Origin of the sequence: Streptomyces sp. MUSC 14 (assembly GCF_001866675.1) — a bacterium.
GTDB lineage: Bacteria > Actinomycetota > Actinomycetes > Streptomycetales > Streptomycetaceae > Streptomyces.
In genome coordinates this window covers 1-19,964 of the sequence record NZ_MLYN01000071.1, presented here as the reverse complement: position 1 = coordinate 19,964, position 19,964 = coordinate 1, and the positions used below count along the sequence as shown (strand labels likewise).

Here is a 19,964-nt window from a genome sequence, read left to right as displayed (position 1 = left end):
CTGCCTGCCTGATGTGGGTCAGGCGCTGGAGGGAGTGTCGTCCGGGTGGCCGGTCCAGGAGCCGACCCCGGCCAGTCGCGTCCGCGATGTACTGCCATGGCGCTGTGCGGCGGGGCGCCGCGTCGACGGATATCGCCTTGCACGACGGCACGTACGAGGAGTACGTCGGCCGGTCGTGCCGCCCGGAGGGCCGCACGGACGTCTACCCCGGACCGCTTGTGACGAGCGACGACAGAACTGCGCGGGCCGTGCGGCGGACTCCCCGATGTGCAATTGCTTGATCAGCCAAGAATCGCCCCCTGGGATCGCTGAGAGAACCTGAATATGCTGCTGTGGGACGAAGAGTCGGAAGATTGGGAGGAAGTTCTGTCCGAGGTGACTCCCCTCCGCCGGAAAGAGATCGCCCTGGCCGGCATCGCCATGGCCGTTGACTCGGTCCGTCCTTCCTGTGACGCGGTGTTCGCCCATGACACGGTCGCCTGGGTCCGGCAGACACTGGGACGATGCGGCGCGGAACTGGAGCGGCCGACGAGCGAGCTGATTGGTACCGAGGAGTTCTTCGACGAACCGCACTCCCTGGTCGACCAGGACAGCGCACTCGGCCTCGCATCCCTGGTCATGGCAATTTCCACCTACGTCGATTGCCTCGAAGGGGACTTCACCGCGGAGTGCACTCTCGACGTCCTCTCCGTATCGTATGAGACGGTCCTCAACAGCGAACGCATCGGCAAAGTCACGCCCGATGCGGAGCGGCAGAACGAGAACTGTGTCCGAGTGATCGAAAGGCAGCGGGAGTTGATCTTCGGATCCTCTGCGGTTGCAGGCGAGAACGCTCCGAGGCGATGCTGCGCCGTCTCCTACGGTAGTGCGGTACCGGGGTCTGCCTGACACGGCGCTTCATGAGTTCCCCATCGAAGATCCAGAGGGCATTGAATCCTGGTTCGTCGAAGTCGTGACAACTGCGGACCTTGCGGTCCGGGTCTGGGCTGTTGAGTGCTTACGCGATGCCGCAAACGCCGAGCTTGTATCGAAGAATCCATGAAGCTACCGAGTTCATACGGATCAAGACATAAGGAATCGTGAATTTCGGGGAGGGGGGCGGAGCGTTTGGCGGGATCTCGGGTGATTCAGGATGTGTTGCACCGTAATTTCGAGACCCCTGGTACGGAACTGTTGCGTCAAGTGGCTGAACGCAAAATCAGCCTTCGGGAGGGCCGGTGGAAGCGTCCGGGCCACTTGCGGACCGGATGTCGGGGTGGGGCGGGGCGGGTCAGGCGGTCGAGGGTCCGAGTGACTTGGTGGCCGAGGGCTTGAAGCCGGTGGACGAGGTCGCGGGTCCTGCGGGCGGGGTTGCGGTGAAGGCCGCCGGCCTGGGACCACCCCCGCAGGGCGATGAGCCAGAACAGCCGCAGTGCCCGGCGATGTTCCCGGGGATATCGCCGCCTGACGGCATGTTCCCAGTTCTCTCCGTCCCCGGGGAGGACCCGCCGATGCTTCCTGACCGACCCCTCGCTTCGCTGCCTGCCGTCCTGGAGCCGGTGCAGGGCAGCTCCATGACGCCGACGTTCCGCTCCATCGCTCCGCTGGTCACCGGCCCGTTCGCACAGACCTGGTCCGACGACCGCGCCCACGCGTTCTTCTCGCGCGCCGCCTGAAGCCGACCCGGACATCCTGGGCATCTCGTTGTCCCACCTCATCGTGCGCCGACTGCTGCCCGGTCGCCCGGCACTGACCGCCGCGATGGACGACACGCTGTTCAAGTGGCGTGGGAAGAAGGTGTTCGGGGCGGTCTGGCAGTAAGACGCCGCGGCCAAGGAACCCAAGCGGGTCGGGCGCGGGACCTGCTTCGTCGTGATCGGCATCGTGATCCAGCTGCGGTTCCTGGCCCGGCCGCTGTGCCTGCCGGTGATGGCCCGCCTGTGGCGTCCGAAGCAGGAGCAGAGCAAGGTCGACCTCGCCTCGCACGCGACGACCCCCGCCGCCACCCTTCTGCGCATCCCCGACGAGATGAGCTTCGCGGAAGCGGCAACCTTCCCGGTCGCCTTCCTGACCGTCCATCACACCCTGGTCGAGCAAGCCCGCCTCAGCCCCGGGGAGACCGTGCTGGTGCATGGTGGAGCCGGCGCGGTGGGACTGGCTGTCCTGCAATGCGCCCGCGCGCACGGCACCCGGGTCATCGCCACCGCCGGAACCGATACCAAGCGAGACCTACTCCGCACGCTGGGCGCCGAGCACGTCCTCGACTCGCGCAGCCTGGACTTCGTCCCGCAGGTGCGGGAGCTGACCGGCGGGCAGGGCGTCGATGTCGTCGTGAACTCCCTCAGCGGCGAAGCCATCGCCCACAACCTGGACCTTCTGCGTCCCAACGGACGGTTCATCGAACTAGGCAAGCGCGACATCTTCCTCAACAACCCGGTGACGCTGCGCCCCTTCCACCGCAGCCTGACCTTCACCGGCTTCAACCTCGACGCTGTGATCAGCGACCCCGTCCGCGGCCCTCGCCTCGTCGCCGATCTCGCCACGCAGATCACCCGCGGCACCTACCGGCCGCTGCCCCACACGGTCTACCCCGCCGCCCGTGTCGAGGAAGCCTTCCACCTCCTGCAGCACTCCCGGCACACCGGAAAGGTCGTCATCTCCTTCGACCCTCTGGACGAGCCCGTCCCCGTGGAACCCGCTCCCGGCACCATCGCCCTCGACAGCGACAGCACCTACCTGATCACCGGCGGACTGGACGGACTCGGCGCCGCCACCGCCCACTGGCTGGCCGACCACGGCGCCCGGCACCTGGCCCTGCTCTCCCGCCGCGGACCCCACGCGCCCAAGGCGCCCGCCCTCCTCCAACAGCTCACCGCACGCGGTGTGCACGCCACCGCCTACGCAGCCGACATCACCGACCGAGCGGCGCTGCGCCACGTCATCAACGCCGTGGATGCCGCCGGGCATCCGTTGCGCGGCATCGTCCACGCGGCGATGCACATGGACGACGCACCGCTGTCCGAACTCACCGACGACCGGTTCGCCGCCGTCCTTGCGCCCAAGGCGGCAGGCGCGGCGCTGCTGGACCACTTCACCGAGGACTGCAGCCTGGACCTGTTCCTCACCTACTCCTCCGTCTCCGCCGGCATCGGCAACCCCGGCCAGTCCGCCTACGCGGCAGCCAACGCCTACCTGGAAGCCCTCGTCCGGGCCCGGCACAACATGGGAAAGCCGGGCACGGCACTTGCCTGGGGACCGATCGGCCAGACCGGGTACGTCGCCCGCAACGCCATGGAAACCGCCATGACCGAACGCGGCCTCGAACTCCTGACCCCCGCAGAGGCCCTGACCACCGCGGGCCTCCTCATGGCCGGCGGAGCCGACGTCGCCGGAGTCGGCCGCTACCGGTGGGGCGCCGTACGCCACCTGGTGCCTGCCGTGACCACACCCCGATTCGCTCTCCTGGCCCCGGCTTCTTCCATGACCTCTCCGGATGTCCGCGACGAACTCCTGGAGACTCTGGCCGCCCTGCCGACGGCCGAGGCTCTGGGCGTGATCACCGACAGACTCTCTCACCTCCTCGCAAGTGTCCTGCAGACCGATCCGGCCGACCTGGACCCCACCCGCCCCGTCACCGACTTCGGACTCGACTCCTTGCTCGGCGTACAGTTTCTGGCCCAAGCCCGCGACCTCTTCGCCGTCCGCATCGCACCGGCCGACATGGCCACCGGACGCACCCTTTCCCACTTCGCCCGCCTGATCCGTCAACGACTCAACCTCCACGCCAACGATGCGGAGTAGCACGGCAGTTCACCCAACCTGATGGGTTCCGTTGTGGCGGGTCGACAGGACGCTCGGGGCGTGTCGCGTGGGTGTACCTCATCGCAGTACTCGCGCTGATGCCGAAGACCCGCATCATGTGCACGGGGTCCTCGCCCACGCGCGCGCCTCCTTGGGCAGGGGATCTTGTCGCAACGGGCCTCAGCCGGTCACGACGCGGTGTTCTCCTGGCCTTTCCCGCAGCGCCGTTCGTCTTGGGACTGGCCTCGGATGACCTGTACGTCCTCGTGGCTTACGCGCAGGCGCACCCACGCACACGGTGCACCTGCGACGCATCAAACACTGCCGGAGCAGATGGAAGCCAGTGTGGGTGGAGGAGCGGATCAGCGGGCGCTGCACGCCTTACACCGTGTCCCTTCGCAGCGACCGTTCCAAGCCCCAGCGACTGCATGCCGACAAAGCGTACGACGTTTCTGACCTGCGGCGACGGTTGCACAGCCAGCACATTGGCGTCCGCATCGCCCGCAAGGGAATCGACTCAAGCGAATGACCGGGCCGCCGACAGAGGGGCATCAAGCCCACCTCCGGGTGACCGGCTACCGCCGTCTGCCACCCTGCTACGAGCGACATCCTCGCCGCAGCCCTCTGCTGCTGCAAACGCCTCGCCAAACTGACCATGGGCGGGGTCCAGGTGCGTGCTGTAGCGCCCCTGGTTCCAGCGGCCTCCATTGGGGTGGCTTCAGATCGCGTACGGCGCGTCTGACCCGAAATCTGAGCAGCCGTACGACGTCATGAGGGCAGCAGTAATTTCGTCCGAATACATCCTTGTATGGAGGTATGTCATGATTCTTTCTGCTGTCGGCAGCGTGCTCGGTGTTGCCACGAGCGCGACGGTTGGCCTCGTTGGTCTGCTTCTCCACGCCGTTGGCGCCGTCATCTGACGTGTGCCTCTGCGGCATCACTGGCGTGGCTCGGAAGCAGCGGGCGTCCCTGGTGAGAGGGGGAAAGTCCCTCGCTCTCGTGCGGCTTCCTCCCTTGGGCGGCCGACAGGGCAGACGATGAAGCCGCTCGCGGCGATTGCGCCGATCAACCGGTCGTCGTCGCCGTGTCGGCGGACGTCGACGCCGCAGAGGTAGTCGTCGGGACCAGCCCGGTCCGGGTGCCGACCCACGGCTCTGAAGCGACCGCAACTGTCGCTTCCGTGGGAGTCCTGGCGGACCGGGCCCCCGCTCGGTCCCCGGCTGATCCGGTCCCCGACGAGGATGCGGCACAAGTACAGGCGCGCCGATACCGATTCCTCGCCCAGTGGGGTGAGTTCCGCAGATCACAGGTGCTGGTGCCGCTGGGTACGCCGCCCGGCGGCAGCGGCGGCGAAGCCCCCTTGACGGTGGACGCCGGTGGTGTCCGGCGGATTCTCGCCTTCTCCGACCAGGCGGCGCTGGCACGGTATGTGCTCGCCCGAGGCGAAGCTGAGTGGGGGTGGCGGTACGGGGGCGTGTGGGTGCTGCTGTGCTGGATGCGGCTGTACCGACGGTGGCCGAGGCGGGGATGCCGTGCAGTGTGTTGGTGAACGTGGCGGACGGTGAGGGCGGGCGGGGGAGGGGGAGTAGCGGAGGCGGTTCCTGGTGCGGGCTGGTGCGGGCTGGTGCGGCTAGGGTGGGGCTTCGATCTGCGGGTCGTCGGGCTCGCGCTGATCGCTGACGGCATCAGGAAGGCCTTGGGTGAGGAAGCCGGGCCTGTCGACGACGTGGGCCGGTCGGACACGGGGCGTGGTTTCGATGACCTTGAGATGGACGGTATGACCATCGGTGACGAGACCGTCGGCGCGGTCTTCCACTCATTCGGCGAGCGCTGCCCATGGGGTGTGCGAGCCCTGATCGACGAGGCCAACCCGTACGCCTCGGAGCAGCAGATCGAGAGCCAGAGCTGGAGTCAGTCGGCCGGGCCCGCCTGGCTGCACCCGCAGTACAGCCTGAAGTCGTTCCGCGACGGTGCCACAGCCTCCGAGTAGGTTGTCAAGGGGATGGGGCGTGATCGGGCGACCGCGGACCAACGTCCCGGCGTGGAGCACGTCCGAGTCTCGCCGGCATGGACCAGGACGACTACAAGGCCTTGGTGAACACCATGCTCGGCCTGAAGCAGGACGGGCGGGGCTGATGTCGGGGCGAAGCAGGCCCAAGGGCGAGATCCTCAGCGGGGGAAAGATCCTCTACGACCACGCCAAGCGTGAAACGGGGCACCTGGTCGGCGAGGGAGCGGATCTCACCGGCGACGCACTCGACAAGGTCGGTGCGTACAGCGTGGCGCAGGTGGTGCGGCACGGTGGAGACCAGGCTGTCCCGGCATGTCGCTGAGTCATCAGCAGGCTCGGGTTTTCCCCGCGCGCACCAGGCCTTCCAAGAGCTCGACGGCGCGCCGGGCGGCGGGCTGCCGCGCGATCGACTTCTTCACCGCGAGACTGAGATATCGGACCGGGGTGGGGGACACCAGGGCGACGGTCGTCAGGTCCTCCGGCAGTTCGCCGATACCGAGCGCCGGCACCACAGTCAGCCCGATTCCCGTTGCCACGAAGGACATCGCGGTCCGGTAGTCGTGTGTTTCCACCACGAAGCTCGGGGAGAACCCGGCTTGCGCGCAGGCGTTGAGGAGTACTTGGCGGCACGCCCCTTCGCGGAGGTCGTTGTCCACCCAATGCCGCTCGGCGAGCTGTGCCAACGGCACCTCGGCCACCTCGGCGAGTGGGTCGTCGACGCGGACGATGGCGAGGTAGGGGTCCTGGGCGAGCCTGTGCACATCGGTGGTCCCGGGGCGCTCGACACCCGTCTCCTCCACGAAGATGTCAATGTCCGGGTCGGCCGGCGTGAACTCGGTCAACAGCAGGTCCAGCCGGAGGTCGGGGAACTCGGCACGCAGCGTCGCAACGGTCGGTGCCAGCCACGCTGCGCCGGCCGAGCCGAAGTAGCCGATCGAAAGGCTGCCGACCCGGTCGGCGCGGAGATCGCCGACGACCCGCTCGACCCGGCTGAATGCCTCGAACAACGTGTCGGCTTCGGCAGCGAGGGTCCGGCCGGCCGGGGTGGGCTTGATGCCGCGACCGGATCGTTCGAAGAGCTGCAGCCCGGTCTCCCGTTGCAGCGTGGCGAGCTGTTGGCTCACCGCGGACGGTGTGTAGCTGAGTGCGGAGGCGCTCGCACGGATCGAACCCGTCGCGACGACCGCCCGCAGGACCCGGAGCCGTGGGATGTCCAGCATGCTGCGAATATACAGCCATGCTTAACAAACGTATAGAACTCGTCGCTTGTGCTGTACGAAGGGTAGGGATGACGATGCCTGGGTGACTGATCCAGTTGAGACCGCCCGGCCCACCGGCACCAGCAAAACAGACATCGGCAAGATCACGGCCGCCGCCGGACTCGCGGTCGTGCTGTGGGCCTCGGCCTTCGTCGCCATCCGCGGCGTTGGGCACGCGCTGTCCCCTGCGCCGCTGGCGCTGCTCCGGCTAGGCGTCGCGGCCGTCACGCTCACAGTGATCGCGGGGGCCAAGCGCGCGGTCCGCATCCGCCTGTCCCGCAAGGCGTTCCTGCTGATCGCGGCGTACGCCGTCCTGTGGCTCGCCGGGTACACCGTCGCCCTCAACGCGGGGGAACGGCATGTCGATGCCGGGACCGCGGCATTGCTGGTGAACCTCGCGCCGCTGCTTGTCGCTGTCACTGCTGGGAAGTTCCTCGGCGAAGGCTTCTCACGATCTCTCATCGTCGGCTCGCTCGTCGCGCTGGGCGGAACCGCGATCATCGCGACCGGGGCCACCGCACAACGCGACTGGGCAGGCGTTCTGCTGTGCCTGTTGGCCGCCGTGCTCTACGCCGCGGGCGTCATGATCCAGAAGGTCACGTTGCGGCACGTCGACGGGCTCACCGCGATTTGGCTCGGCTGTGTCGTCGCCACTGTGGTCCTGCTGCCCTGGATGCCGCAACTGGTCGGCGAGTTGCAGGTGGCGTCCGCGGGAGCGCTGCTCGGCGCCGTCTATCTGGGCGTGTTCCCCACAGCGGTCGGTTTCACCGCGTGGGCTTACGCGCTGCGCCGCATGAACGCCGGTCGGCTCTCCGCGGTGACCTACGCCGTTCCGGCCGTATCGGTGCTGCTGTCGTGGCTGCTGCTCGCCGAGATCCCGACGGCATACGGGCTCGTCGGCGGCGTGCTCTGCCTGACCGGTGTCGCCATCTCTCGTCGGCGGTGAACGCCGGCCGGATCGATCGCGTAGCCCTGGTCCTCACGGTCAGGGTCATGGGTCTCGCCCTGCCGCAGGACCTCGACATCGGACGCGGGTCGCGGGCGTTGGAAGCGCTCTTTGGCCGTTCCACCTGAGGCTTCCGGCCTGCGGGTCCACCTCCAGCCACGGCCAACGCACGGAGACGTAGTGATGGGTGACCCCGGTGACGGCGGCCTCAGTGAACGGGCACTCCAGCAACAGCACGTCACCGGGCTGGTAGTCGTGACTCATGGATGCATTCTGCGTGCCTGCACTGACAGGCGACCGAGCCATGGAGTCCCTGCTGGGCAGGCTGCCCCGCGCCGAGGACTTCTTTGCCGCCGGGGATCCTTGGTGGCTCGGCTTCCATTCCGCCGAACCCGGCCTTGCCGAGACCGTGTTGGAGGGGCACGAGGCGGCCTACGCCGACTGGTTTCTGCGCGCCGACACGCTTGGCGACGGGGTGCGCCCCGCCGTCCGGGCGGCCTCCGTCCGCGCGTACACCGGCCGCCAGGCGATGAGTTGCGCGTTCTCGTTCTACAGGGCCCTGCCCGAGAGTGCGGTACAGATCGAGCAGGCGGTCACCACCGCCCGTCTGACGGTGCCAACGATGGCGCTGGACGCCCGGTCCGTCGGAGCCGTGTTGGAACGCCAACTCCGCCCAGTCACCGACGATCTCACCGCACACGTCATCGAAGACCGCGGCCACATCATCCCGCCGCACCGGCCGCGCGCCCTGCTCGCGCTGCTGCATCCGTTCCTGGCCGGTGAGGCCGCGAAAGCAGTGTGACCGGGGAGGGGGCTGACATCGACCACCAGCATCCGCACCCCGGCTGACCGCAACAGCGGCAGCACCAGTTACTCCAGGTCGGCCAGTCGCCAGCGTGCCCCCATCCGGATGCCCTCCGTCGCGCACACGACCACGGCCAAATCGGCTGCAGTGCATGCGACTTCGGAATGTGCGGAAAGTCTGCAATTCACTGCACTCCGCGATGAGCGGCCGACTCATCCGTGCAAGAGACTACGGACCTTCACAGTGTGCACGTACATGGCCACCCACTCCACGAGTGCATGGGGCAAGTCGAGTGCGACATGATAGATGATCAACGATGCCCCCGAGCAGCGTGGTTGAGACATCAGACATCTCGATCAACAGCTCGGGGCCTCGCTCGTTGGGCTTCGTCGGTCGTCTCCTGATCGGTGGCCGGCTCGAAGGATCCCAATGATCCGCATTGCCTCCATCGGCAACCTCGGCAAGCGCATAACGGACGAGACCCTGCCAACCTGGCGCGGATTCTTCTAGGACATGCAGGGTAATACGTCTAGATCAAATGCGCTCTTGGCGGACTCAGCCAGGACACCCTCCGCAACATCCTGATCCGCCGAGCCTGTGAATCGCCCCATCACCTCACTGCGGGCCTTGTCGACATCAGTTTCATGACAAGGAGTGGAGGCCTGGCCGCCGTCCGCGCTTTTGTCCGACGGTGGTCAGGTCAGGTTCTGCGGGTAGTTCCCGGGGTACGTCGCCGACACTCGGCGGGCCGGCTGCTTGGGGCACACGGGTACTCCTTCAGCTTGGGAGGCGTTACGGGACTCAATCGACGGTGACAGGGGGGTCCGCTCGGCGCTTCACCGACGAGTCCGAAAGCCCTCGGCGGGGCGGTACGGGCGGTCGCCGGCAGCACGGTCAGGCCCCGACGGTCGCAGAACCGCAAGTCGCCCAGGTCGATCACCATGTGCCGATGGCCGGCCAGGGCAGTACGTGAGGCCGTACGGACCTCGGGCGCGCTGGGGACCCCGGCCACGCTCACCCGGCAGCTGCCGGGCCCAGTGGTCCGGAGGGCGACCTCGATTGCATCGTGCACCCGGCATCCTCTTCACCCGGGGCCCTTGCCATAGGGAGAACCCTGCCGCCCAGTCCTGTCCATGCGGGCCGGCAGGTGACCGCTGCGGCGAACGACAGCGGCAGGGCGGTTGCCGGAAGGTCATCGACGACCCCCTGCCGCCGGCCCGTGCAGGACTCGGGTCGTCGGCATTGGACGTGGTGGTGTATCCGGCGCTTTCACGCGGCGGTCCGAGTGGAAGACACACGCGCAGGCGCGAGCGCGCGCGTGCGCGTTACGCGTGCATTCAGTCAAGGGTGTCTTGGCTGATCGGGTATTCGAAGTGGGTCTCTCCAGCAACGGGCGCGTCGAGGTGACATTCCCCACGTCACAGGCGACTCCGTAGTCAGGATATGTACAGGTTGGTCGATCCAACCTCGTCGCATGACAACGACAAGCGAGGCACGCACGCGCAACGGGCGGCTCCTCCTGAACAAGGTTCCCGAGGTCACCATCTGGTTCTGGGTGATCAAGATCCTGTGCACGACCGTCGGTGAGAGTTTCGCCGACTGGATCAACATGAAGCTGGGCGTCGGCCTGGTGAACACGGCCTGGATCTTCACCGCGGTGTTCGTGGTGGTTCTCGGCGTCCAGCTGCGGCTGAAGCGGTACGTCCCGTTCCCGTACTGGCTGACCGTGGTCGTTGTCAGTGTCACCGGCACGCTGTACACCGACATCCTGACCGACCAGCTCAACGTGCCACTGTGGATCAGCTCCACCGTGTTCTCGGTTCTGCTCGCCGTGGTCTTCGGCGTGTGGTGGCTGCGCGAGCGCACCCTCTCGATCCACTCGGTCACGACACTGTCGCGTGAGTCGTTCTACTGGCTCACCGTTCTCGTCACCTTCGCGCTCGGCACCGCGACCGGCGACTGGACCCTGGAGCTGACCGGCTGGAGCCCAGGAGTCTCGGTCCTGCTGCCGCTCGGGCTCATCGCGGCGATCACGCTGCTGCGGAAGTTCGGCGCGAACCCGGTGCTGTCCTTCTGGCTCGCCTACATCCTGACCCGCCCGCTGGGCGCCAACATCGGCGACTGGCTCGCCTCCCCGAAGGTCGCTCAGAACCCGGGCGACCCGACCGGCCTCGCGCTCGGCACCTTCACCACCAGCCTGATCTTCCTCGGCCTGATCCTGGCGACTGTCATCTACCTGACGGTGACCCGCTCCGACGTCACCGAGACCTACGAGGCCACGCACACTCCGCAGGTCACCGCCAACCCGCACCGGGAGCGCGTCGCGCTGGCGGGCTTCGGCCTCCTCGCCGTCGCCACCGGGGGCCTGCTGGTCTGGGCCCACAGCCAGCCGCACGTCGGCCCGGCGCCGGAGACCGACGCCACCTCCACCGTTCAACTCGCCCCTGGCCAGGCCGTGAAGAAGTTCCCGCCCGCGAAGGTGGATGCCCTGAAGAAGCTCGCATCGACCTCGCTCAGGAACGCACAGTCCGGGAACGCGACCGGGGCCCACGCCGCTGCCCAGTCCCTGCGTGATCTCTGGGACGCCGACCAGGCTTCGCTCCAGCCGCTGGACAACACCGGCTGGACGTTCATCGACGCCCAGATGGACAGCGTCCTGAAGACCTTCGGCATCGATCACCCGAATGCGCCGATGTCACCGGCGCAACAGGAAGCCGAACTCAACACCCTCCTCACAGATATGCGCTGACAGGCTTGATCCGCGCCGGGAACGCAGTCGCCGGCCGTGACGGGCGCACCACTGGAGGCCGGTGTCGCGCTGCCCGGCGCGATACCGGCCTCATCCGTCACTCCATATGCATTCAGGCCCAGCGGCGCCGCGCGTTCAAGGCCAGGCCGACGCCGACCACGATGCCGACGCCGGCCATCCAGCGGGTCGCGGCGGTTGGCGCGAGGACGCTGTGTGGGCGACAGCCAGAGCTGTCTCGGGCCGGGGAGTGCGGCGTTGCTGGGGCTGGCCCGTCTTGGTGGCGGATTCATCGAAAGGGCGCCTCCGCGTGCCGCCTCGCGACATCGGATCAGTGGCGGTGGGCCGACTCCCCCCCGGAAGAGGCGTGGCTGGACGTCGATGGCGATGGTGGCCGCTTCGTCCATGCGGATCCTGGCCTCGCGGTTGGCGAGCATCGCGCGGTAGTGATCTTCGCTCTCCCATTGGGCGTAGTTGATGACGCGTTCGCCGTCCTGGGAGGCGTGGAAGTTGGCGCAGATGAAGCCGGGCTGGTGCTTCATCGTCTCCTCGGTGGCGCGGGCGAGCAGCTCGATCAGCTCGGCCTGACGGTCGGGCGAGACGGTGAAGACGTAGATGAGTGTCGCCACGGGGCGGGCGGAGTCAATGTGTGCCGTGACGGACCCGAGGTTCTGCGACGCGAAGTTCTCCAGCGGCATGGCGGCGAGGGCGCGCGCCCGATGGCGGGGACCCAGGAAGACGACGATGCCCTTGCCCTCCGGGGAGGGATGGGTGGCCTGGGGCCAACCGTGGCGGCGGTAGAAGGTCATGGCCTGGGCGGACCGGACGGAGGTGAGCAGCCAGGAGCGGCCCCCGGGTGCGTCGCCCTGACCGCCTCCAACAACTCGCCGGCCATACTCGTGTCCTGGCCATCGCGGCGGACGGCGAGTTCGTCGATCTCACGGGCGCCGCACACCCATTCCGCAGTGCGCTCCGGACCCAGGGCTGCGGCGGCCTGAAGGGCGACAGCGGTCGGTGGGGAAGGGAGCCTGGGGTGGTCCAGGCGGTGGCGAAGCCGACGGCGTCCGGGCCTGCGAAGGCGAGCGCGGTGGCGAAGCCAGGGCACCGTACGTTCGCCACGAGCCGCTTCGCGAACGCATCTGCCCGCTCCTCGTCCTCGTACCAGGGCGGAGCGCCGAAGGCATCGAGGTGGACGGAACGCAGAGCGCCGGAATGCTCCAGCAGGCGCTCGTCGCGGGAGACGCGGATGCCCGCGGCCATCAGGCAGCCACCCCGATCCGGGCTGTGGGTTGCGGGGCGGCGTACTCCTCCAGGGGAGCCGATGGGACGATCGACAGGTCCAGAGGCGCCGGTGTGGCCCCGGCCCGTACGAGGAGGTCGCCGACGGCTGCGATCATCGCCCCGTTGTCCGTGCACAAGCGCAGGGGAGGAACGAGCAGTTCGATCCCGGCCGTCGGCAGCGTTCCTCGGCCAGTGACCGGACGTACGAGTTGGCGGCAAGTCCGCCCACGACGACCAGTGTGCCGACGCCAAGCTCCGTGCAGGCGGCCAGGGCCTTGAGTGTCAGTACGTCGGCGACCGCCTCTTGCAGCGAGGCGGCCCCGTCTGCCACCGGCAGTTCCCGCCCGGCGTGCCCTTCGGCCCACCGGGCGGCCGTCTTCAGCCCCGAGAAGGAGGAGTCGTACGAGCCCGGCAACGGGCGTGGAAGGGAAACGGCAGGCGGATCCCCCACGTGCGCGGCCGGTCGATGGCCGGGCCGCCGGGATAGGGAAGACCGAAGGCGCGCGCGACCTTGTCGAAGCACTCGCCGGCCGCGTCGTCGAGGGTGTCGCCCGAGATGGGTGATCGGATCCCGGGCCAGGTCGCGCAGGGGAGCAGCGAGGTGTGGCCGCCGGAGGCGATCAGGATCATGCAGGGGTCGGGCGACGGACCGTGTTCCAGCGCGTCCGCGGCGACGTGTCCGGCGAGGTGGTGGACGCCGTACAGCGGCACACCGAGCGCGTATGCGAGACCTTTCGCGCCGGCCAGGCCAGCCTGGAGCGCTCCCGACAAGCCGGGACCGGTGGTGACGGCCACCGCATCGACATCCGACAGTGTCAGGTCGGCCTTGTCGAGAGCGTGCCGGACCACCGGACGCGGCGCGTGGATGTGGGCGCGGGCGGCGATCTCGGGCACCACGCCGCCGTAGCGAGCGTGTTCATGCATTCTGGACGTGATGGCGTGCCCGAGCAGCCGCCCTTCCCGGACCAGGCTGGCGCCGGTCTCGTCGCACGACGACTGGATGACCAATGACCAGCACGATCGGAGCAGGCCCCATGGCAACCCTTCTTGCAGCCGTTCGCCGAGAAGTGAGGGCCAGAACCCAGTGATCACCGCACCTGACCTCACGATGATCGGCCTGTCGTTCGCCGTCGCGCTCATCATCGGTACGATCAGCTGCTGGGCCTGGTCGCGGACCAGGCCGGGCTGCACGGACCGATCTGGGACTGGGTCTCCGGGCTGGATCGGAACATCGTCGGCTACGTCAGTGGGCGAACGGCATGGCGCGCTCGGTGGCGGCGCAACAGCCTGCGGACTAGGCCGTGTCTCTCAACTTCGACGGGCATGAGGGATTTCGGCGAGGCACGTAAAATCATGGCGTGGCATTCATGAGCACCCCGCACTGCTGCTTCCTGTGATCGGAAGGCGTTGAGGGCGATGTCGGACAGCATCGCCCTCCTTGGCGTGTCTGCCGTGCGAACCACCTTCCCGGCACTTGCCCGTTCCTTCCTGAGGCAGTGACCTTCCGTATGCGCGTGCAGGCACGGTCTCTTCCCTTCAGCCTTGCCAGGAGTGCCTCATGCCCGCGTTGCTTCCCTCTGCCCTCGAACTGTCCCTCGACCTGTTGCGCTGCCCGGCGTGCCGCATGCGCCGCCTGCACCCCGACCGCGGCGCACTGCGCTGTCCGGTGGGCCATACCTTCGACATCGCCCGCCATGGCTACGCCAGCCTCCTGACGGGCACCCGCGCCACCAGCGGCGACGACGCGGCCATGGTCCAGGCTCGGGACCGTTTCCTGGCCACCGGCAGGTACGCCCCCATCCGACAGGCCGTGGCCCACCTGGCGGCCGACTCAACCCCTGAGCGGGGCACGGTCGTGGACGTCGGATGCGGCACGGGCTACTACCTGGCCGGCCTTCTCGACCAGCTGCCCGGCACCCGAGGGCTGGGCCTGGACACGTCGGTGCGCGCGCTGCGCGTCGCAGCCCGATCCCATGCACGAGCCGCCGCGGCGACCTGGGATGTCTTCCGCCCCTTCCCGATAGCTGACGGGGTGGCCGACGTGGTGTTGGACGTGTTCGCGCCGCGCAATCCAGCCGAGTTCTGCCGAGTACTTCGCCCGGCCGGGCGGCTGATCGTGGTCCGTCCAACTGGGCAGCACCTGGCCGAGCTGCGCGGCCGGGTGCCTGCGATGGTCACCATCGACCCGACCAAGGAACAACGCCTGCACCGGGCAGTGGACCCCCACTTCGAGGCCGTCGTGACCGAACACGTGGAGTACTCGACAGCCCTGGGCGGGCCGGAGGCCCTGGACCTGGTGGGGATGACGCCGAGCGCACGTCACTTGAGCCGCACAGAGGTGCACGATGACGGCCTTCTCCCCGACCGGGTCACTGTCTCGGTACTGGCCACCGCCTACAAACCTCGGTGACCACGAGCGGGCGCCTGTGCCTGCCGACCGAGGCGCGGTGGGCACGCCTGGCGTCCTGGCTGCCTGGCAGCGCTGGGAAGACAGGGCGCCCGGTCGCCGACCACCGTCGCATCATCGACGGGATCATCTACCGGTACCGCACCGGGATCCCGTGGAGAGATCTGCCCCGCGAGGCGTCCGGCCCCTGGCAGACGGTGTGGAAGCGCCATCGCAGGTGGGCGGCTGACGGCACCTGGGACACGATTGTGGCGCGGCTGACTTCTCAGGCGGACTCGATCGGCGGGACCGACTGGACGGTCTCGGTCGACTCGACGATCAACCGGGCTCACCAGCACGCCGCGAACACGACCTCGGCCGGACAAAGCCGTCGCCGCTCCCACCTGGCGCAAGGGAAGCGAAGTTTCCGCGACCGAGGGTGAGCCGCCGGACCATGCGGCAGGCCGATCCCGCGGTGGTCTGACGACCGAGATCCGTCACATCGTGGATGGCAAAGGACGCCCGGTGGCCGTCGTAGTCACTCCGGGACAGGTCCACGACGGGCGGGCACCGTCCCTCGTGCTGGGCGACATCCGGGTCCCGAGACTCGGCTGGGGCAGGCCGCGAACCACACCGGACGCGCTGTTCGGAGACAGGGCGTACTCCTCCTGGCAGATCCGCGCAGACCTCGCGGCCCGAGGCATACGCACGGTGCTCCCCGGACGCGCCGACCAGCAGACCAACCGCAGGAGAAAGGGCCGCGGTTGCGGACGTCCCTGCACCTTGGACACCGAGACCAGACCTACAAGCGCAGGTGTTGTCTTCGCGCCCATGGCCGAGCGACTGCTCGACCTGGCTATCCGGGCATCGGCCAAGCCGGCACCGATTCAGCCGGAGCGTGTCGGCGCAGCATGACGCGCTCGGCAGCATGAGATGAGGCACCAGAGGGCCACGCCCCTCCAACGAGGCGTGACCCTCGGGCCGTTCACGAGAGGCCGTCGCCTCCTCTTACCGCGCCACGGTGTCTCCCTGCGCCGGGGCGACGAGGGGCCTGCCGAGCCGTAGGTTCCAGCGGCCGGCTCGTCCGCTGAGTTCGCTCGCCGTCGACGGCGCCATGTCGAGCCTCCAGAAGGCAGTCTCCGGCAAGCCCAGTACATGCGTCACCGCGGCCCGGACCACCTCGGGCTCGACCACGGCGATCGTACGGCCCTCCGTGTGCTGCGCGGACGCCAGCCAGCGCCCGACCCGCTCGCACACGTCCCGCACCGACTCGCCGCCGTGTGCCGCCCAGCCGGGATCGGTGAGCCAGTGCCCCACCGCCTCCGGCTCGGCCGCTCCCACCTCGTCGAGAGTGCGCCCTCGCCAGCGGCCCACATCCAGGCCGCCCGGCTCCGGTGTCTCCACGCCGTCGAAGCCGAGCGCGGCCGCCGTCTCCCGGCAGCGCACACTCGGGGACGCGACTGCACGCGCGGGCGTGGCCGGCGATCCGGCGGCCTCACGGGCGCGCGCCGCGCCGATGTCGTCGATCGGGTCGCCGTCGTAGAAGCGGGCCTGGCGCAGCGACGGGCTCGTGGCGGGCGAGACGAAGGTGACACGGCTGGTCACGTGGCTGCTCCTGCTGTCGGTGTCATGGGGTGCGGCTCTCCACGGCGTACGGCACGTACGCGCGGCGGTCCGGGTCGATGGCGAGGCGTCCGCCGGCCGGGGGCCTGGCCCGCTGGGCGCAGGCCCGGCGTTCGCGGATCCGGCAGCCCAGGCCGATGGGGTGGCGGCCCGGGAGTCGGCCAGGACAATGCCCTCGGCGTACACGAGCCGATGCGCGTGCCGCAGTTCGCAGCCGAGGGCGACGGCGAACTCGGCGCACGGTGCGAGATGGCCGAACCCGCCGCGGGTGAGGGTCCGCGCAACCCAGAAGTACCTTTTCCCGTCCGGCATTTCCGCGACCTGCGTCAGTGTCCGGCCGGGCGCGGAGAACGCCTCGTACACCGTCCACAGCGGGCACGTGCCGCCCATGCGGGAGCAGTGGAAGTCGGTGGCCGACTGCCGCTTGGAGATGTTGCCGGCCCGGTCCACCCGCAGGAACGAGCACGGCACGCCCCGGCTGCCCGTGCGCTGCAGGGTGCTCAGGCGGGTGGCAGACCGTCTCGAAACCGACGCCGAAGCGGGCGGAGAGCAGCTCGATGTCGTACCGGACGTCCTCGGCGGCCCGGTGGAAGGCCGGGTACGGCATCAACAGGGCGCCCGCGAAGTCGTTCGCCAGGCCGATGCGGGCGAGGGCCTGGAACTCCGGTGAGGTGAGTTCGGCGGCGGCCTCGGCGAGCTGCAACAGCAGCCCGGTGTCCGGGTCGTAGTGCCGGGCGTCGGCGGAGGGGCTCGGTGCGGATCGCACCACCCGGACGCCGTGCCGCTCGGCGAGCCGCGCGGTGAGCGGGTCGACGCTCCGGCCCGGCCGCAGCTCCAGCGCCGCCACCGACCGTTCGGCCTCGGTGTCCAGCGGCTAGAAGTGGTTGTGGTGGGCGTAGAAGAAGTCCCGGATCTCGTCGTGCGGCTCGCCAGGAGGAGGCACGGTCCCTCGTCCGGAGCGGGCACCCCCAGTGTCCGGGGCGGCGAGGACGGCGGCCCGTTCGGCGGTGTCGCGGTAGCGGCGGTGCAGGGCGACCAGGGCGCGCGCCACTTCTGGGTGGTCGCGGGCGGCCGCGGAGAGTTCTTCATCCGGTGGGAGCGGTACGCCGCACGCCGCGTCGGACAGCGCGGCCCGCAGCGCGCCACAACTTCGGATCCTCGTCTGGGGCGTACTCCCTGAACGGGCCGAACTCCCCGGGTGCCACGAAGCCCCCGGCAGCGTCGGTGTAGCTTCCCCCGTGCCGTGGGGTCAGGGCACAGGTGTGGTCCGGAATCCGGGCGGTCGAGTCTCGTTCTGCCGAGTGCCGCCGGCCTCCGATCCCGCGGGTAGAGCAGCGCAGAGGACGGCATCGGCGACAGATGCGAGAGGCCGGGCAGTTTTGGAGGGTGCGGCGTACGCCGGGCTGTGCGAGCCGGTCAACCGGGCGGGGGACACAGGCGGTTGGGCAGTCGACCCGGCTCGCGCTCAGCGGCGTCCGTGGCGGCGCTCGGCCCGATTGCGAGGCGGGAGCGGTCGGGCGGCCTCGGCCCGCGCCTCCTGCTCGCGCACCCGGCGCTCGTAGTCCTCGCGGGCGCCGATCTCGGCGGCGGTGTGGCGCGCGAGCGTCGGGGCGGCCCAGGTGCCGATCGCCCAGGCGACGATGGCGGGCAGGACGGGTGCGAGGAGCAGCAGCGTCCAGCGGCCACCGACGGCTGAGGCGGCGTTCCTGCGCTGCCGGGAACGGTGCTCCCGCCACGCCTGTTCGGGGGAGGGGATCTCCACCGGTGCGCGCCGTGTACGCACGAAACCCGCGACCAGGCTGAGCAGGCAGGCGACCGCCGTCACCACGTACACAGCGGTACGTGCGGAGCGGGGCACTCCCACGGCTTCCCAGAACCCCGCGTAAAAGGCGGTCACGACGAGCCCGGCGAACAGCAGCAGCGCGAGCTGGAAGCAGCCGTGTGCGATCCGGCGCAGCCAGTACCCGGCGCCCCGGTCGAACCAGGTGGTGCCCAGGCGCGGAATCGCCGCCGGCTCCACCTGCTCCGCGGGGGCGCGGTCCGCCGTACTTTTCATGTCCTCCCCACCAACATCAGAAGATCTTGTGCCACAGCGCCTTGGACTTGTCGCCAATCCCGTGGCCGGTGCCGGTCACCATACCCTCGCCCGCGTGCCACGCCTGGGTCCCGGAGTGGCCGATGCCGTACAGCGTGCCCTCGCCGGCGCCGTGGTCGTCCCAGTTTTGGCTCCAGTGCTCGTGGAGCAGCTTGTCGGCGAAGGTTTCCACGCCGACGACGACCGCGCCGCCGACCGCGGCCGTGGCGACCACCCCGTCCACCGGGATCGAGGCCGCGAGACCGACACCGGCACCCAGGGCCACCAGGCCGCTGCTCATGTCGACGAGGACCGAGTCGCCCAGGCCCAACCCTCGTTGTGGTCCTGCTTGGCCTCCAGGCCGCCGACGGCCACCGTGGCCGCGACGTCGATGACCGGGATCTCCTTGAGGAACCGGGGAGCGCCCTCGGCGAGTTCACCGCCGTACAGGACGTCCGCGACCTTGTAGTTGAGGTACCGCGGCGCAGAGTACGGCATCGGCGACACACGCGAGAGGCCCGGTAGTTCCGGAGCGCACCGCCCCGGACCGAACCGCAGCCCCCACCGGGGGGCTTCCCCCAGTCGGCCAACGGCTGGCTCCGTGCGTGCACATGCCTGTCATAGGAGGAACGCCTACGGCGCCTCCGGGCGTCTTCACAGGCTGAGCTTACGGTCGCTGGGCGTGAGCTTTGCTGTCGTCTGACGCGTTGGGGTAACGATGCCGGGAAGACATACAGCTCAGGCTCTGAATGATGCTGCTGTCATTGCGGTGTTGACCGGATGCGGAGCAGCGGATCGATCGGTGTCGGAGGCCACGACGAGCGCCCCATCCTCGGCAAAGACCGATGTGGTGCCTGACAAGGAGCGGGTACGTGCCGTGCTGCCCGGCGATACCGACCTGCCTCCCGGATGGAGGGCGGCGACCGCGTATCGCATGGATGGCCCAGGTAAGGATGGCTCCCTTGCCTTTGGCCGAAGGGCGTACAACGCGCCTCATCTCAACGGTGACGTTGGGTTCGGGCTTAAGACGTCATCTCATTTGGTGAGTCTGCG

The 19,964-nt window shown here is 69.0% G+C and carries 15 protein-coding genes and 5 pseudogenes; 11 read left to right on the top strand and 9 right to left on the bottom strand.

The window, feature by feature from the left end; genetic code table 11:
- Nucleotides 1–324: 324 nt before the first annotated feature.
- The 6 genes and pseudogenes from BIV25_RS38410 to BIV25_RS38390 all read left to right on the top strand — a co-directional run bounded on the left by BIV25_RS38410 (nt 325) and on the right by BIV25_RS38390 (nt 6,113).
- Entirely contained in the window at nt 325–888 is a 564-nt protein-coding gene (locus BIV25_RS38410; RefSeq protein WP_071377184.1) for a hypothetical protein, read from the top strand.
- 602 nt (nt 889–1,490) lie between these two features.
- Entirely contained in the window at nt 1,491–1,655 is a 165-nt protein-coding gene (locus BIV25_RS51665) for a hypothetical protein (protein WP_177235560.1), read from the top strand.
- A gap of 196 nt (nt 1,656–1,851) precedes the next feature.
- Nucleotides 1,852–3,780 (top strand): SDR family NAD(P)-dependent oxidoreductase, encoded by a 1,929-nt coding sequence (locus BIV25_RS38400; RefSeq protein ID WP_256257084.1) that lies wholly within the window; start codon nt 1,852–1,854, stop codon nt 3,778–3,780.
- A gap of 412 nt (nt 3,781–4,192) precedes the next feature.
- A pseudogene (locus BIV25_RS53630) lies at nt 4,193–4,435 on the top strand (IS5/IS1182 family transposase); the annotation flags it as partial.
- Nucleotides 4,436–5,548: 1,113 nt separating this feature from the next.
- Nucleotides 5,549–5,770, top strand: coding sequence for a hypothetical protein (locus BIV25_RS50580; protein WP_143076779.1), 222 nt, complete (start codon nt 5,549–5,551; stop codon nt 5,768–5,770).
- Between the two features lie 145 nt (nt 5,771–5,915).
- Complete coding sequence (locus tag BIV25_RS38390; RefSeq protein WP_071377181.1) at nt 5,916–6,113, top strand: putative T7SS-secreted protein; 198 nt, start codon at nt 5,916–5,918, stop codon at nt 6,111–6,113.
- 4 nt (nt 6,114–6,117) lie between these two features.
- Here BIV25_RS38390 and BIV25_RS38385 read toward each other — a convergent pair whose 3' ends face one another.
- Nucleotides 6,118–7,011, bottom strand: a complete 894-nt coding sequence (locus BIV25_RS38385; protein ID WP_071377180.1) for a LysR family transcriptional regulator — start codon at nt 7,009–7,011, stop codon at nt 6,118–6,120.
- Between the two features lie 82 nt (nt 7,012–7,093).
- On the opposite strand from BIV25_RS38385, the gene BIV25_RS38380 reads away from it, so the two are divergent.
- From BIV25_RS38380 to BIV25_RS38370, 3 genes and pseudogenes are all read left to right on the top strand, one after another.
- On the top strand, nt 7,094–7,996 hold the full coding sequence (locus BIV25_RS38380; RefSeq protein ID WP_071377179.1) for a DMT family transporter: 903 nt from the start codon (nt 7,094–7,096) through the stop codon (nt 7,994–7,996).
- Between the two features lie 304 nt (nt 7,997–8,300).
- Nucleotides 8,301–8,798: pseudogene (locus BIV25_RS38375) on the top strand (alpha/beta hydrolase); the annotation flags it as partial.
- 1,477 nt (nt 8,799–10,275) lie between these two features.
- Nucleotides 10,276–11,550: a hypothetical protein gene (locus BIV25_RS38370; protein ID WP_071377178.1), complete on the top strand. Its 1,275-nt coding sequence runs from the start codon at nt 10,276–10,278 to the stop codon at nt 11,548–11,550.
- On the opposite strand, the gene BIV25_RS53625 is transcribed toward BIV25_RS38370, so the two are convergent.
- From BIV25_RS53625 to BIV25_RS53610, 3 genes and pseudogenes are all read right to left on the bottom strand, one after another.
- Entirely contained in the window at nt 11,478–12,356 is an 879-nt protein-coding gene (locus BIV25_RS53625; RefSeq protein ID WP_256257082.1) for an antibiotic biosynthesis monooxygenase, read from the bottom strand. The two genes, BIV25_RS38370 and BIV25_RS53625, sit on opposite strands and share 73 nt — an antisense overlap.
- Nucleotides 12,357–12,806: 450 nt before the next feature.
- Nucleotides 12,807–12,944 carry a hypothetical protein gene (locus BIV25_RS53620; protein ID WP_256257081.1) on the bottom strand — a complete coding sequence of 46 codons (138 nt, stop codon included), beginning with the start codon at nt 12,942–12,944 and terminating at the stop codon, nt 12,807–12,809.
- Nucleotides 12,941–13,752: pseudogene (locus BIV25_RS53610) on the bottom strand (tRNA (adenosine(37)-N6)-threonylcarbamoyltransferase complex transferase subunit TsaD). The gene BIV25_RS53620 and the pseudogene BIV25_RS53610 overlap by 4 nt, the downstream one beginning before the upstream one ends.
- A 634-nt stretch (nt 13,753–14,386) precedes the next feature.
- Between BIV25_RS53610 and BIV25_RS38360 the strand changes: the two are divergent.
- The gene (locus BIV25_RS38360; protein ID WP_071377177.1) at nt 14,387–15,238 is read left to right on the top strand and encodes a putative RNA methyltransferase; all 852 of its coding nucleotides are present in this window, start codon (nt 14,387–14,389) and stop codon (nt 15,236–15,238) included.
- A pseudogene (locus tag BIV25_RS53600) lies at nt 15,235–16,012 on the top strand (IS5 family transposase); the annotation flags it as partial. The gene BIV25_RS38360 and the pseudogene BIV25_RS53600, both read left to right, overlap by 4 nt.
- Before the next feature lie 210 nt (nt 16,013–16,222).
- Here BIV25_RS53600 and BIV25_RS38350 read toward each other — a convergent pair.
- From BIV25_RS38350 to BIV25_RS38330, 5 genes and pseudogenes are all read right to left on the bottom strand, one after another.
- Complete coding sequence (locus BIV25_RS38350; protein WP_071377176.1) at nt 16,223–16,819, bottom strand: histidine phosphatase family protein; 597 nt, start codon at nt 16,817–16,819, stop codon at nt 16,223–16,225.
- A 22-nt stretch (nt 16,820–16,841) separates the two neighbouring features.
- Nucleotides 16,842–17,990 (bottom strand): annotated as a pseudogene (locus BIV25_RS38345) (short-chain fatty acyl-CoA regulator family protein); the annotation flags it as partial.
- Between the two features lie 312 nt (nt 17,991–18,302).
- The gene (locus tag BIV25_RS38340) at nt 18,303–18,893 is read right to left on the bottom strand and encodes a hypothetical protein (RefSeq protein WP_071377175.1); all 591 of its coding nucleotides are present in this window, start codon (nt 18,891–18,893) and stop codon (nt 18,303–18,305) included.
- Between the two features lie 16 nt (nt 18,894–18,909).
- Entirely contained in the window at nt 18,910–19,212 is a 303-nt protein-coding gene (locus tag BIV25_RS38335) for a hypothetical protein (protein ID WP_143076778.1), read from the bottom strand.
- The gene (locus tag BIV25_RS38330) at nt 19,209–19,409 is read right to left on the bottom strand and encodes a hypothetical protein (protein WP_071377173.1); all 201 of its coding nucleotides are present in this window, start codon (nt 19,407–19,409) and stop codon (nt 19,209–19,211) included. Before BIV25_RS38330 ends, BIV25_RS38335 begins: the two co-directional genes overlap by 4 nt.
- Nucleotides 19,410–19,964 lie beyond the last annotated feature (555 nt).

Bases quoted from the DNA above. Each gene is read 5' to 3' on its own strand.
- BIV25_RS51665 (WP_177235560.1), top strand. From the start codon at position 1,491: ATGCTTCCTGACCGACCCCTCGCTTCGCTGCCTGCCGTCCTGGAGCCG.
- BIV25_RS38360 (WP_071377177.1), top strand. From the start codon at position 14,387: ATGCCCGCGTTGCTTCCCTCTGCCCTCGAACTGTCCCTCGACCTGTTG.
- BIV25_RS38335 (WP_143076778.1), bottom strand. From the start codon at position 19,212: ATGAGCAGCGGCCTGGTGGCCCTGGGTGCCGGTGTCGGTCTCGCGGCC.
- BIV25_RS38330 (WP_071377173.1), bottom strand. From the start codon at position 19,409: ATGCCGTACTCTGCGCCGCGGTACCTCAACTACAAGGTCGCGGACGTC.
- BIV25_RS53625 (WP_256257082.1), bottom strand. From the start codon at position 12,356: ATGACCTTCTACCGCCGCCACGGTTGGCCCCAGGCCACCCATCCCTCC.
- BIV25_RS38385 (WP_071377180.1), bottom strand. From the start codon at position 7,011: ATGCTGGACATCCCACGGCTCCGGGTCCTGCGGGCGGTCGTCGCGACG.
- BIV25_RS38340 (WP_071377175.1), bottom strand. From the start codon at position 18,893: ATGAAAAGTACGGCGGACCGCGCCCCCGCGGAGCAGGTGGAGCCGGCG.
- BIV25_RS38390 (WP_071377181.1), top strand. From the start codon at position 5,916: ATGTCGGGGCGAAGCAGGCCCAAGGGCGAGATCCTCAGCGGGGGAAAG.
- BIV25_RS50580 (WP_143076779.1), top strand. From the start codon at position 5,549: ATGGACGGTATGACCATCGGTGACGAGACCGTCGGCGCGGTCTTCCAC.
- BIV25_RS53620 (WP_256257081.1), bottom strand. From the start codon at position 12,944: ATGATCGCAGCCGTCGGCGACCTCCTCGTACGGGCCGGGGCCACACCG.
- BIV25_RS38410 (WP_071377184.1), top strand. From the start codon at position 325: ATGCTGCTGTGGGACGAAGAGTCGGAAGATTGGGAGGAAGTTCTGTCC.
- BIV25_RS38370 (WP_071377178.1), top strand. From the start codon at position 10,276: ATGACAACGACAAGCGAGGCACGCACGCGCAACGGGCGGCTCCTCCTG.